Source organism: Peribacillus sp. Bi134 (assembly GCF_918698065.1).
Lineage (GTDB): Bacteria > Bacillota > Bacilli > Bacillales > DSM-1321 > Peribacillus.
In genome coordinates this window covers 1-12863 of sequence record NZ_CAKKLN010000008.1, presented here as the reverse complement: position 1 = coordinate 12863, position 12863 = coordinate 1, and the positions used below count along the sequence as shown (strand labels likewise).

Genomic DNA, 12863 nt, shown 5'->3' with positions numbered 1-12863 from the left:
TGTACCTTAAAAAAAGGCCATCATTTGATGGCCTTTTAAATGTAAAAAACATCCTTAATTAACTAAAGGGGCAGGCTAACTCATTAATTTTCAAGCAGAAAAATAAAAAACCACTCAGAGTGTTTTTTAATCGCGCATTGCTCCTGCCTCTCGGGAAGTCATTGCACCTTGTCCTTCGCTTACATCTTTTTGAATTTGTTGTTTTACTTTTTGTGCATCAGATCCGGCAAATTCCGGTTTCATAATTGAACCCAAGTTTCCTTTAGCTGGTTGATTTTGTTGCATACAAGTCCTCCTCAATTTATTGTTTGACAATCTTATTATTTACAAAAAAGTTCAAGAGTACTATTTTAAATTTGTTTAACAATTGGGCCCGATTGTTGAAGAAACAGAAGCAAATTACTTTTGCAAAAATAGCCCTGAAAACGAGTAACATCTCTCGGAAACTCAAGTGATGCTCTACATACTTCATCGTATTATTTTGTGGAATTGAAGGGAATAGCAGTTCCTTTTCTTATGCAGCTAAAGGGGCAGTGACTTCAAACAATTAAGTTATTCAAATAGGTATTTTTTTGTTGAAAAACAATACTTTTAGTGTAAAATTACACTAAAAGGAGAATTTAGTATATATGGAAAAAGAAGACTTCATCAATTTAATATCAGAAAAAATGAAACTTGTTCGAACTGAACAAAGTTTTTCTCAGGATAAGATGTCTGAAATTCTAGGGATTTCAAAAAAAACACTAGTTCAAATTGAAAAAAGAAGAACAGAAGCCAATTGGACCACCGTTGTTGCCTTTTGTGCTTTGTTTAATCATAGCCAATTATTGATATCATCAATTGGTGACAATCCAGTTGATTTTGTTCAGTTAATTGCTAGCAAAAATGGTGGTACGCCTAAAGAAAAAACAATGGGTGGTAAGATATGGTGGAAAGAAATCGAGTCTAGAGGGGATTTTCGTTTGCAACAAAATTTGATTAGTAACCATTACCGTATATTGGATCAATATGATTATCGTTGGCATAGTTCTTTTGATAAAGAAGAGAGTTTAAGTCGTTTAAATGAATTACAGGATATGGGGAATATCGAGATAGACAAAGGTATAGGGATATATGAAGAATAAGATTTTGCTTGTTCTATTGATAATAAGTTTAGGAGTGAATTTTTATATATTCGGAAAATGGTTTCTGACTGAACAAAGGTATGAACCTTCCTCTGAAGAAAAGGTTATTTTAAGTGAAATGGTTCAAAAAACGGTTGAGAGTGAAGAGTATAAAAAGATAGCAGAAAAAGAGAATATCATTGCTATTGATGCAAACATGGATAAAAATAAAGGTGGAGTATTCCCCTACTATTTTGAGGTAAGTGTTCGTACTGACATACAAACCTATCTGTTTGCTTGCAGTAATGAACAATGCTCAGAAATGGAAAGCGCAGGAACGACTTATTCTCGATATAAAGAAGAAGTACCCAGAATTCCATTTAAAAAATAGAGAAAAGCCAAAAAATAACTGAAATAAAAGAAAGCCTACATCCTTTAATAGCAAGGGTCGTAGGCTTATTTTATTCTTATAGTTGTTTAATTTACAATAAAGTCGTACCGATTTAAAAAAAGTTTAACCGTTTTTCTTAATAGGGGCAGGTTAGTTCAAGAAACAAAAAGGGGTTCTACCTAAATTTTAAAACAAACAAGACTTGATTATACTTAATGTTTTTTTTACTATAATCCTTATTGGATTGAAGAAATTTGCGACACTCTGCCGAATTACTGGCTAGCCGAGACACCGCAGCGCTCGTGGCGAGGAGGCTTGGCAGGCAGTCGGCGGAAAGGGAGCGATTTCTGAAATCAACTGGAACGTTTTTTAAATAAAAAACTTCAGTCAATCTCGCTTTTCTTCGAATTTGTCTACAGTCTGAAACCATTCTATAATGAATGGTTTTTATCTTTATCATATTTTGGTGATGTACTGGAGTGTGTTAATATGCGGTCTAATACTTTTTTAGTAAATGGCATAAAGAAATTAAGTATTAGCCCCCCTAAACAAACGGTTAATAAAGTTCCAACGCCAATTGGTCCATTTGAAATCATTGCCAATATCAAGAATAGGAGGTAAATGAATGTTCTCGAAAGGAATATATTTGTTCTAGTTAATTCTTGTATGATTAATGTTAATCGGTCAACTGGGATCGGTGCAAAATTTGTGTGTAAATATGTTGCAGTTCCTAATCCTATAACAACTAAGCCGATTCCAAAACAAACAACTTTGCTGTACCAAAGTTCAGGTGTTATCAAATTGTGGAATAAAAAAAGCCACATATCAATACCGATACCAGTTATAAATGCTGTTAACAATCCCAATACTTCAGGTCTTTGTCTTTTTAAAAATGAATTACTGCATATCAATATTAAAGCTATTATTATTTCCCAACTTCCCACAGTAAGCCCCACATTTATGGACAGTCCCACCAAAAGTGCATCAAAAGGTGAAGTTCCAAGGTCTGATTGTATAGTGAAAGAAATACCAAGGGTTAATATTATAATTCCCAATACATAAAAAACATATTTCACTTTACTAGGCCCCTCCATCATATTTTTTTGTTGCAAACGCAACAAAGCTAAGTTAAATTAAATATATGGTATTTTTATTGCATTTGCAACAAAAATACACACTAAGGGGTTAATTATGAAGGAAATTCTTCGTGGAATTGGAATGATAGCAAGAGCATTAGATTCCATAAGTAATATTGAATTTAAAGAATATGACCTTACAAAAGGGCAGTATTTGTACCTTGTTCGGATATGTGAAAACCCAGGCGTCATTCAAGAAAAGTTAGCTGAGATGATAAAAGTAGATCGAACAACAGCAGCTCGTGCTATAAAAAAACTTGAAATCAATGGCTTTATTGTAAAGAAAGAAGATAAACATAACAAAAAAATTAAAAAACTCTTTCCAACAGAGAAAGGGAATAAAGTTTATCCTTTCATAAAAAGCGAAAATGATTATTCCAATATCGTTGCATTAGAGGTATTTTCCAAAAGAGAAGTAGAAACCATTTTCAATCTTCTTCAAAGAGTTAGAAGAAATAAAGGAGCGATATATTTAAATGACTATAAAAAAGTGTACCCTTGAAGATACACGCAAACTTCAAGAAATTAGTTATGAAACATTTAATGAGACGTTTAAGCATCAGAATTCTCCCGAGAATATGAATGCCTATTTGGAAAGGGCATTTAATTTAAAACAATTAGAAAAAGAATTATCCAATATTTCTTCACAATTCTTTTTTGTTTATTTTGATAATGAGGTCGCTGGATATTTAAAGGTCAATACCAATGATGCTCAGACTGAAGGAATGGGTGATGAATCACTTGAAATCGAGCGGATTTATATAAAGAACAAATTTCAAAAACTTGGGCTTGGTAAATATCTGTTAAATAAAGCTATGGAAATCGCAATGGAACGTAATAAAAAGAAAATCTGGCTGGGCGTATGGGAAAAAAATGAAAATGCTATTGGCTTTTATCAGAAAATTGGGTTTGTACAAACTGGAGCCCATTCTTTTTATATGGGTGATGAAGAACAAACGGACTTTATAATGACCAAAACACTCATATAACGAAATAAAGAACGGTAAAGGCAAAGCCCATAAAATAACCTTGAATGTTACTGCATGAACGGGTGAGTTAGCTGAAATAACCGAACTGGATCTTATTATTCACTTTGTTTTTTTACCCGAAATACATGGCAGATTTTCATGTTACTATCGGTTTTAATTCGGGGTATATTTCTCCTTTCTGATCTCATACTAAAGTTAAGAAGGAGGGGTATACATGGCAAAACGAACAAAGAAAAATGATGCAGATCAAAAAAACAAACAAGGGTTTGATTCAAGCAAAACTGATTCTGAATTCTCTAAGGAATTCGGCAGTGCAAATGCTAATCAAGCACATAAAAATAAAGCAAAAAAAGAAAAAGCATCTAAAAATCAAGGTGAGTGGAAAGGCATGCATTGATGCCTGCTCGAGTACGCTTATCGTGCTTCAAACTTTTTACTTAACTTTATGTAAAGGAGCTTATTTAGATGACTCAATCCAAGCGACAGCAAGAACGCCAATGGAAAGATCGTAAACAATCTCAGAATCCACATGGTAAGGTCCCTTCATTTGAACAATTAGCTGAAGATACGGGCAAAAATGAATCTGAAACTAAGTAAAACGGTTCTCTTTTCGTTACCTAAAAGGCCATAATCATCGATGATTATGGTCTTTTTAGGTTTATATATACGAGCTGGCTTTTTTTTAGGTAATAGAATGATTCGTATGTCATCCCCTTAAGTAGATACTGTAAAAGACAAAGACTACATAAAAATGCGGATTATTACAAAACCTTTTAGTAAGGAGTTTTTTGGAAGGGGGGAAAGATCAGATATATGTTTTCGTTACGTGGAGATGCTCATAAAATTTATCTTCAATTAAAAAAAGCCTCATACAAAGACCGATCTTTCAAAGGGATGAAGAAACTGATTGAAGTGGAAGAAATTCAAAATTTTTATAGTTCGATTGATAGCGATACGTTAAAAAAAGTTTATTATTGTATGATAAAAGAGAAAAACGGATCGGGGATCATTCCTATTATAATATCCTCTGGACCTTGGCTTTTTCTTCTGTTTTCAAATCAATTGCAAGATTTCCTTTTTAAAGATGGGAGTTTGCTTTGGGTCGTCTTTAGTATAATATATATTTCGATTCTTTCCATAAGTGTGTTTCTTCACTTTCATGAAAGATCATGGTCTTTTGTTCATATTGAAATCATTCAAGAAATTTTACATGATCGAAAAGGGATAAGGGAAAAGGCATGAGGTTCCCTCAATGGGAGTTTTGCGGGAAAAACATATACTTTCTCACTGTTTTCTGGTGTATTATTAGCACGAAATATTATAGCAAAAATGAGGCATCGAAACCTTTTATGAATAGTGATTATTTTTCTGCATATTCAATCTTAATCCCATTTACTCTTTCATCCAACTCGTAAGTTCGGATGTTTTTTTTATACAGGGGCTTGTACAATTTGATCGTTGATTGGTACGTAGGGCACCCGCTCCAATCAACTTTGTTTTAACTTTTAGAAAGAACCCTTTTGTCTACAAACTGCGCGATTCTTAAAGAAGAATCGCTTTTCTTATTGAGCTTACGGGGCAGATTACTTTAACAAAAGTAATGTAATATATAATAAAAAAAGCGTGTAGTAGAGGAGTCAGAAAATAATATGGAATGTCATTGTGAACAAAAAGAAACAAGTGAGTTAAAAGTTGAAGGTGATGTTGGGGCGGACCCTATATGGTGCAATCAATGTGGTTGTAACTTGGAAATAGAGGACATTCCGATTTCAAATAAGTTAAGTAGAGAATTGATTGAATGGGCAAATATGTATGGTGAATGGATTGATTGGGATGAAGATAAATTGCTTCCTAATGGGATAGAACTTGAAGAAGAACACAATAAACAAGGATTAAATATAACAGAGAAAGTTAAGAAAGAACTTGAAGGGAAATATAGAATTAAATTTTCACCTTCGACAATGGCAAGAATGTATGCCAATAAAAATCATTAATCCTCATTCCACTAACGTTAGATGAATATCGGAGCTGTCTTAAGGCAGCTTTTTTTTATGCAACTATCGCTGGTTAGTTCATGAAGGACAAATGAAAGTTTATATCGAAATTAATTAAGTAAGAGATTAATTAAATGTAAAAGAGGTAGAACAATGGCTGTTTCAATCAACCCCATTTCCAAAGATGAAAAGCATATTCTTCAGAATTTATATTCCCTTTATTTACATGACCTTTCGGAGTTTACCGAGGGTTTAGACATATCAACAGATGGTTCATTTGAATTTGATTCATTTGAATTAATTTGGAAGAAGGAAGGATTAACACCATATTTTTTGAAAAAAGATATGAAAATTGTCGGGTTTCTATTACTGTTAGAAAGGCCGTTTTTAAATAAGGACTATGATTACAGCATTAATGATATTTTTATTTTAAAAAAATATAGAAGAAAAGGTGCTGCAATTTCATTATTAAAGGAATTGTTTAAGCAAAAAAAAGGTAGTTACTTTGTTGTTCAATTAGCCAAGAATATCCCTGCTGTTATATTTTGGAGAAAGATTTTTAGTGAGCTAAATATAGATTTTGAAGAAAAAAAGCAAATTGTCGATAATGAAGAATGTTTGGTTCAATCCTTTCAAATTTAAACAGATATTAAACAACGGGTGCATTAGCTTAAAATCGGAGCTGTCTTTAAGGCAGCCTTTTCTTTAGGGAACTAAGATTAAAAAGCGATCTTAAGATCTTAATATATTCAATTGATTATAAAAAAGGTTCAGGTTAGCACAACCTGAACCCAAAATATTATTGAAGCGTATTTAGATTTTGTGCCCTTAAGTAACTTACAACTACAACTCCAATTTGTCTGCCTAACCTTAAGCCTTCATTGTTATCCACGTTAAAATGTACGCCAGCGTACAAACGAGATTGAGCACTTTCTTCCATTATTTTTTTTATTTCTGAAGACTCTTGAGGGAAGAAATAACTTAATACTGTCTCTGCACATCCCGCCACAGTTGCGTGTGCAGAAGGGTAAGCGGGAAAACGAGGGGTAAACAACACAGTAGACAGATTTCTGCCATATTGATTTGGACGTGCAACATCCCAATGATATTTAAGAAACCACGTGATAACAAAGGTATCATTCATAGCCGCGTGGAAATAACTCTGAACCCTTGCAACACTCGGTGATCCCAGCATATACTTTTCAGCTAAATTGAAAATTAGAGTGGTAATTTTCGCCGTTAATTCACCTGTTCCCCAATATTGTGCGATGCTTATTTGCTGGGAAGTCAATGACTTTAATGTATCTTCTACAATGAATAACTCTGTTACCCAATCAATATCTAGAGGATTTTTAATTCGCCAAAGGATTCGTTGATGAAAGGGGTCCAGGAACTCATTGTCTCTTCCTCTTGAAATAAAAAACATTGGCCAATTTCCTGCCTCTGGAGAACCTTTAGGTGGGTTACTTTCCCCTGGGTAAGGAAATTCTGTCCATCTTCTATAACTTGTTCTCATAAAGACCACCCCCTAATAAATGTTCTCCTTGTTCCTTATGATTAAGAGTAATGAAATATGACCGTATAACTTTTTGATCCCTTATCAGAGAGAAATATCAGGGGGGTGAGCCAATTTATGCCTTTATAGCTGATTCTCCCAGCTTTACAACATAAATTAAGATTTCAAAGTTTTATTTGAAAAACTTCCAAATATTCGAAGGTATTTTAATGATCATATCCTGAAATAATAAAAAAAAAGCAGGAGAAATAATATGAACAGCAAAAAAAGTTATAAAGGATTTATCGCTATTTTTATGTCTGTCTTAATGTTGAGTCACTCGGTCTATGCGAATGAATGGGAAGATAAAGAAGTACCTATAAACTTTAAAACTGAGATATTACCTTGGGAGATAGTAAACAACACTATTCCTAATAAAACAACTTTCACCATTATAGACATTGAAACGGGATTATCATTTAAGGTTCAACGAAGAGCAGGTAGTCATCATGTCGATGCTCAGCCACTAACCAAGGATGATACTCAGATTATGAAGAAAATTTATCATAATCAATGGAGCTGGAAAAGAAGAGCGATTATTGTATTAATTAATAATCAAATGATCGCTGCCTCTATGAATGGAATGCCACATGGTGCCGGTTCTCTTCAAAATGGTTTTCCAGGCCACTTCTGTGTTCATTTCTATGGAAGTTTAACGCATCGTTTAAAAAACGAAGATTCCGCTCATAAATTGATGATACTGAAAGCGGCCGGTAAGCTTGATGAATATTTAGGCACGATAAGTCCCTACGAACTTATCCATATTTTTACCATTGCCATAAATCAAGGAGATCGAAAATTATTATCAATGACCTTATCAAATTCGGATCATTCCAAACGTTTCATTAAACTTGCTGAAAATATTACATATTTTGGGGTTGAAGATTTTTCAAGACAACCACTTGAAGACGCAAACGGGTTAATATTCGTGGATGTACCGGTTCAAGTGAAGGTTTATAAAGAGAAAAAAGGGAGTGAAAGCAAAATCATCCATTTTATGATCCGAAGGGAGAGTTTGACTGATCGTTGGTTCATTGATCAAGTGGCGATCTATGAAGCCTTAAAATGAGATTTGTGAAAATACGAAAAAATAAATTCCAATCCATTGTGGGGGTGCATTCTATGCGATTAACATGGATTGCCGGACTTTTACTATTCGTTCAACCTGTGAATATTTCTGAAAGCTTATCGGTAACCCACCAAGGACAAACGATTGCCAGTGTCAACCATGCTGATATTACATTGCCCTTACTGGATGTTCCTATCATGGACGTGGATAAATACAATCATTTTGTCGAAAAAATAGATCGACAAGTGTACCAAAAACCTGTAGATGCCACAATAGACAAACAAGGTAATATTCTTCCTGGGCGGGTAGGTTATAAGCTATACCATCAAGCATTTAAAGAGCAATTTTATTCCTTTTTGTACAGTAGTAAAGCATATAAACTAGAAGTACCTTTGCTTGCTATTCATCCAAAAGTTGACAGCGAATTACTTGCAGAGATTCGTGAAAAAAAGATAGGTGAATATAGAACTTATTTTAATGTGAACAACAGAAATCGTACAAATAATATCTCGCTTGCTACAGAAGCCATTAATAATTATGTCGTGTTTCCCGGAGAGGTGTTTTCTTTTAATCAAGCCGTTGGCAAGAGATCAGTAAATAAAGGATATATGCTCGCTCGAGTTATCGTTAAAGGAGAGTTTTCTGAAGGGATTGGTGGAGGGATATGTCAGGTGTCATCCACCCTGTTTAATGCTATCGACAATGCAGGATTGCAAACTATTCAACGCTATTCCCATACTAGGAGCGTTCCGTATGTTCCATCTGGCCGCGATGCTACAGTAAGCTGGTATGGTCCTGATTTTAGTTTTAAAAACACATACAATCAACCTATTCTAATCCGAGCTACAACCCAAGGAGGAATGGTAAGTATCATGGTTTACTCTTCAGATATGATAAATTATAAGACACGAAAAGTTCCCGCTGCTTCAAATCAGAAATCAAAAGAACAGATTTACCGTTCCTAAAAGTACACTTTTACGAACGGTTACTTTTTTATAAAATCATCTACTAAAATATTTCTGAAAAATTTCATTTTCAATCCAACAATATGGACGGAATACGCAATAGCCTTTCCGTTGTATAATTTCTGAGCCTTCCCCTTGCAGCTAATCTTCGGAGCTATAAATGAATTTCACCAACAATTATATCCTGATACTAGCTATAGAATTGTTTCCTGTCTGCAGGAGTGACAAACTCCATTATGCCGGCTGGCTTTATCCGGTTATTTTCTTCAATTCCTTGAAGCAAACCAAATTTGTCTATTCTTAATCCGGTTATTAATGCATTGGTATATTGATAATTAATAACCTTATCAAGACCTAAATTATAAAAAAACTAAATAAATAAAGGAGAGCACATATTAGCCATGTATAATATGTACTCTCCTTTTCTTTTTTATTAAACTAGCTTTTGTAGAGTTGACACAAACTGTACGGTGAACATTAATACTCCTTAAGAATAGTAATAAAATAAATGAATGTGGTATCCTATTGACTAGTAATATTATCCAAATGAGGATTAAAGAGGATGAACGACGACCAATGCCCTAACTGTAACTCAAACAATATTAAGAAAGGAGCTCTTGGAACCGGGTTTAAATTTGTTCAGATGTTTTCCTATGATAATTTAAGGAATAAACCTTCCAAGATTATTTCTCATCGGTAACTAGAGAGTGGAGGCCCGTTCATATGGGTGAATTATTATCGTTAGTATTAGATTTTTATTCGTTGCATCAATGTCATTGCATAATAGTAAGAAATATACGGACAAACACATAAAATTTTAAAAGAATACGATTGGTTTACGGCTTTGTATTACAATCCTAAATACACTAGGCTTTTTAATTACGACAAACAAATTAGAGGTAAATAACAACCAAGGGAGAGATAAGTATTTTTTTATACGTTTATGAAGCAGGAATAATTCTAGCAATGATTGTATTCGGACTCGCTTATGTATTTGTAAAAGGGATAGAGGATAGAACGCAACTCTTACTTCAATTTTCGCTAGGCATATTGATTTTAGTGTTTTCCTTATCTGTGATTGGTGGGTTTGAGGGAATGCCGTATGCTGTGTTGAGCCTTGGAGTATTCACACTGGCGATTCTATACTTTTTCTTAAAGAAATATGTTATAGGAAAGAAAATACTCTTTATAGGGGTTCCACTCATCGTCGTTATTCATATATTCATTGGGTTCATCAATCAAGTGGACTACTGGGTAGTGGATAAAGAAAGACTGACGGATGATGAAACCGGGGATTATATTGAAAAAATCGAGAAAGATACATCGATTGTCGGTTACAAAAAGTTTAATGGAGGTGAAGGGGAGGACTTTTTACTAATATCATTGGGTGGTGAAAGAAAGGGAAATACCATTGAAGTGTTGGAAGTGAAAGACGATAGTGAGAAGACTATCATTCGCATTCGGACATCTTATAATAAAAATCCTGAGCCTAATCCGTATATAGCTGTAGCACTTACTCGTATTAAATCAAAGGTAGTCATTTTGGATACGGATGGAACAAATTATGGGGATGGTATATTTGATTAAACCTTTATAATTTGTTCATACTTGGATGGTTCCTTTTTCTTATGGAACTAACGGGGCAGGTTAGTTCCATAAAGGGTTTTATAGTAAAATATACCTATTCTGATATAGAGAGAGGTACATTAGAAAATGATTATTATGAAATTTAAGGAAACTGATACTGAAGAAATTGTTTCTTTATTTTACAAAACAGTTCATTCAGTTAATTTGAAGGATTATTCGCAAGAACAATTAGATGTTTGGGCAACAAAAGAGGAAAAAGAATCGAAAATCAATTCGTGGAAAATTTCATTAGGTCAAAATATATCATTTGTTGCAAAAATTAATCATAAAGTAGTGGGCTTTAGTGACTTGACCTATGACGGGTACTTAGATAGACTGTTTGTTCATAAAGATTTTCAAGGTCAAGGTATAGCTTCAGCATTAGTTGATATGCTTGAAAGTGAAGCGAAAAAGCTAAATCTTTTAGAAATTTATACAGATTCAAGCATTACAGCTAAACCATTTTTTAAACATAAAGGTTACAATATTGTTCGTTCACAAACTGTTGAACGTAAAGGTGTCAAATTGACTAATTTTAAAATGAGAAAAAAATTAAAATCCTAATCTTTTTAAAGCTAACGGGTGCAATAGCAATAGATCAAGACTGTCTTTCGACGGTCTTTCTTATGCAAAAAATGGAGCAGGTTAGTGATATAAGTAAAATCAACTTTTATACATTATTAAGTTTTAATCTTAAAATAATTGGAGGAGTTAGGATGTCAATAATAGATCATTTTATATAACGTTGTTTATTACTAATCAGAGGACCTCCTAATAGAAATACGTATTAAGAAATTAAATATTTAGGAGGAGAAAATATGCGTTCAGAAAAAGAAATGATGGAATTGATATTACGAGTTGCCGATAAAGATGAGAGAGTACGAGCTGTTGCATTGAATGGTTCTCGAACGAATTTTAATGTACCTAAAGATACTTTCAGAGATTATGATATTGTTTATCTTGTATCTGACCTTCAATCGTTTCTAATTAATCCTGATTGGGTAAATGTTTTTGGGAAAAGAATAATAATGCAAACACCAGAAGATATGGCAATGTTTCCACCTGAATTGGGTGGGAGATTCACCTATCTAATGTTATTTGAGGATGGTAATAGAATTGATTTAATGCTGATTCCGATTGAGGAAAAAGATACTTATTGTTCTGAAGATGGATTAACAGTAATTTTATTAGATAAAGATGGGAATATGCCTAAGCTTTCTGAACCAATAGATAAAGATTACTGGGTAAAAAAGCCTTCTGCTGAATTTTTTGCTGATTGTTGTAATGAATTTTGGTGGGTTTCAACTTATGTAGCAAAAGGGTTATGGAGACAAGAAATACTTTACGCTTATGACCATTTAAGTAGTGTAAGAGAAATGTTACTAACAATGCTTGAGTGGAAAGTTGGTATAGAAACCAATTTTTCATTGAGTGTAGGAAAAAACAGCAAGTACCTAAAGTGCTACCTTGATAACGACATTTGGGAAAGATTGATGAAAACATATCCTAATGGAGATTACGAACAAGTTTGGAATTCGTTGTTTGAAACAATTGACTTGTTTGAGCAAGTAGCTATTGAAGTAGCTAGTATTCTCGAATATCAATACCCTTCTGAAGACGCGAATAAAGTTAAACAATACCTTACTAATCATTAAACTCAATATTTGTGAAGGTATACACTTAAACTAACGGGTGCGTTCGTATTATAAGGTCGACCAGTAAAAATTACTGGTTGACCTTTTTTTAATAGAATCTATTATATCAGTAGCCAGAGTAGGACGTACGGGTGCGTGGGACTTGATCCCGTGAACTAAACTGTCCGCCCCCTACTTGTAGAAACATGTTTGAGGCTGGTTGGGACGCAGATCTCGAATAACAAGCGAAGCTATGACACTACATGGAGGACTTGGGGTACTGGTTAGTAAGTAGAGGAGGAAAAAACAATGAATCCAGTTGTTGGTCTGGATGTGGCAAAAGGAGAGAGCCAAGTTCAGGCATTTTTAGATCAATCTAAACCGTATGGGAAGAGCTTTTC

17 protein-coding genes are annotated in these 12863 nt (G+C 33.8%); 14 read left to right on the top strand and 3 right to left on the bottom strand.

Annotation, left to right across the window (positions count from 1 at the left end):
* Positions 1-126: 126 nt before the first annotated feature.
* Positions 127-285: a hypothetical protein gene (locus tag LQ188_RS18450; protein WP_202190661.1), complete on the bottom strand. Its 159-nt coding sequence runs from the start codon at positions 283-285 to the stop codon at positions 127-129.
* Between the two features lie 344 nt (positions 286-629).
* Between LQ188_RS18450 and LQ188_RS18445 the strand changes: the two genes are divergently transcribed.
* Both LQ188_RS18445 and LQ188_RS18440 read left to right on the top strand, forming a co-directional pair.
* Positions 630-1124 carry a transcriptional regulator gene (locus tag LQ188_RS18445; RefSeq protein ID WP_101225789.1) on the top strand — a complete coding sequence of 165 codons (495 nt, stop codon included), beginning with the start codon at positions 630-632 and terminating at the stop codon, positions 1122-1124.
* Entirely contained in the window at positions 1114-1494 is a 381-nt protein-coding gene (locus tag LQ188_RS18440) for a hypothetical protein (protein WP_230177722.1), read from the top strand. The genes LQ188_RS18445 and LQ188_RS18440 overlap by 11 nt, the downstream gene beginning before the upstream one ends.
* Positions 1495-1925: 431 nt before the next feature.
* On the opposite strand, the gene LQ188_RS18435 is transcribed toward LQ188_RS18440, so the two are convergent.
* Complete coding sequence (locus tag LQ188_RS18435) at positions 1926-2570, bottom strand: YitT family protein (protein WP_101225791.1); 645 nt, start codon at positions 2568-2570, stop codon at positions 1926-1928.
* A 115-nt stretch (positions 2571-2685) separates the two neighbouring features.
* On the opposite strand from LQ188_RS18435, the gene LQ188_RS18430 reads away from it, so the two are divergent.
* The 7 genes from LQ188_RS18430 to LQ188_RS18400 all read left to right on the top strand — a co-directional run bounded on the left by LQ188_RS18430 (position 2686) and on the right by LQ188_RS18400 (position 6255).
* Complete coding sequence (locus tag LQ188_RS18430) at positions 2686-3132, top strand: MarR family transcriptional regulator (RefSeq protein WP_230177721.1); 447 nt, start codon at positions 2686-2688, stop codon at positions 3130-3132.
* Positions 3107-3619, top strand: coding sequence for a GNAT family N-acetyltransferase (locus tag LQ188_RS18425; protein ID WP_101225793.1), 513 nt, complete (start codon positions 3107-3109; stop codon positions 3617-3619). The genes LQ188_RS18430 and LQ188_RS18425 overlap by 26 nt, the downstream gene beginning before the upstream one ends.
* Before the next feature lie 214 nt (positions 3620-3833).
* Positions 3834-4016, top strand: coding sequence for a hypothetical protein (locus tag LQ188_RS18420; protein WP_034310968.1), 183 nt, complete (start codon positions 3834-3836; stop codon positions 4014-4016).
* Positions 4017-4084: 68 nt separating this feature from the next.
* Entirely contained in the window at positions 4085-4216 is a 132-nt protein-coding gene (locus LQ188_RS18415) for a DUF6254 family protein (protein WP_221408526.1), read from the top strand.
* A gap of 216 nt (positions 4217-4432) precedes the next feature.
* On the top strand, positions 4433-4861 hold the full coding sequence (locus LQ188_RS18410; RefSeq protein WP_053536455.1) for a hypothetical protein: 429 nt from the start codon (positions 4433-4435) through the stop codon (positions 4859-4861).
* Positions 4862-5268: 407 nt separating this feature from the next.
* Positions 5269-5613 carry a hypothetical protein gene (locus LQ188_RS18405; protein ID WP_230177719.1) on the top strand — a complete coding sequence of 115 codons (345 nt, stop codon included), beginning with the start codon at positions 5269-5271 and terminating at the stop codon, positions 5611-5613.
* A 153-nt stretch (positions 5614-5766) separates the two neighbouring features.
* Entirely contained in the window at positions 5767-6255 is a 489-nt protein-coding gene (locus LQ188_RS18400) for a GNAT family N-acetyltransferase (RefSeq protein WP_230177717.1), read from the top strand.
* Positions 6256-6412: 157 nt separating this feature from the next.
* On the opposite strand, the gene LQ188_RS18395 is transcribed toward LQ188_RS18400, so the two are convergent.
* Positions 6413-7129 (bottom strand): vanadium-dependent haloperoxidase, encoded by a 717-nt coding sequence (locus tag LQ188_RS18395; RefSeq protein ID WP_230177716.1) that lies wholly within the window; start codon positions 7127-7129, stop codon positions 6413-6415.
* Between the two features lie 253 nt (positions 7130-7382).
* Here LQ188_RS18395 and LQ188_RS18390 point away from each other — a divergent pair, with 253 nt between their 5' ends.
* The 5 genes from LQ188_RS18390 (at position 7383) to LQ188_RS18370 (ending at position 12483) form a co-directional block, all read left to right on the top strand.
* Positions 7383-8237, top strand: a complete 855-nt coding sequence (locus LQ188_RS18390; protein WP_230177715.1) for a hypothetical protein — start codon at positions 7383-7385, stop codon at positions 8235-8237.
* A 53-nt stretch (positions 8238-8290) separates the two neighbouring features.
* Positions 8291-9202, top strand: coding sequence for a VanW family protein (locus LQ188_RS18385; RefSeq protein ID WP_230177714.1), 912 nt, complete (start codon positions 8291-8293; stop codon positions 9200-9202).
* Between the two features lie 903 nt (positions 9203-10105).
* A complete protein-coding gene (locus LQ188_RS18380) occupies positions 10106-10789 on the top strand; it encodes a YesK family protein (protein ID WP_363320602.1) in 684 nt (227 codons plus the stop codon).
* 126 nt (positions 10790-10915) lie between these two features.
* A complete protein-coding gene (locus LQ188_RS18375; RefSeq protein WP_230177712.1) occupies positions 10916-11392 on the top strand; it encodes a GNAT family N-acetyltransferase in 477 nt (158 codons plus the stop codon).
* 254 nt (positions 11393-11646) lie between these two features.
* The gene (locus LQ188_RS18370) at positions 11647-12483 is read left to right on the top strand and encodes an aminoglycoside 6-adenylyltransferase (RefSeq protein ID WP_230177710.1); all 837 of its coding nucleotides are present in this window, start codon (positions 11647-11649) and stop codon (positions 12481-12483) included.
* Positions 12484-12863 lie beyond the last annotated feature (380 nt).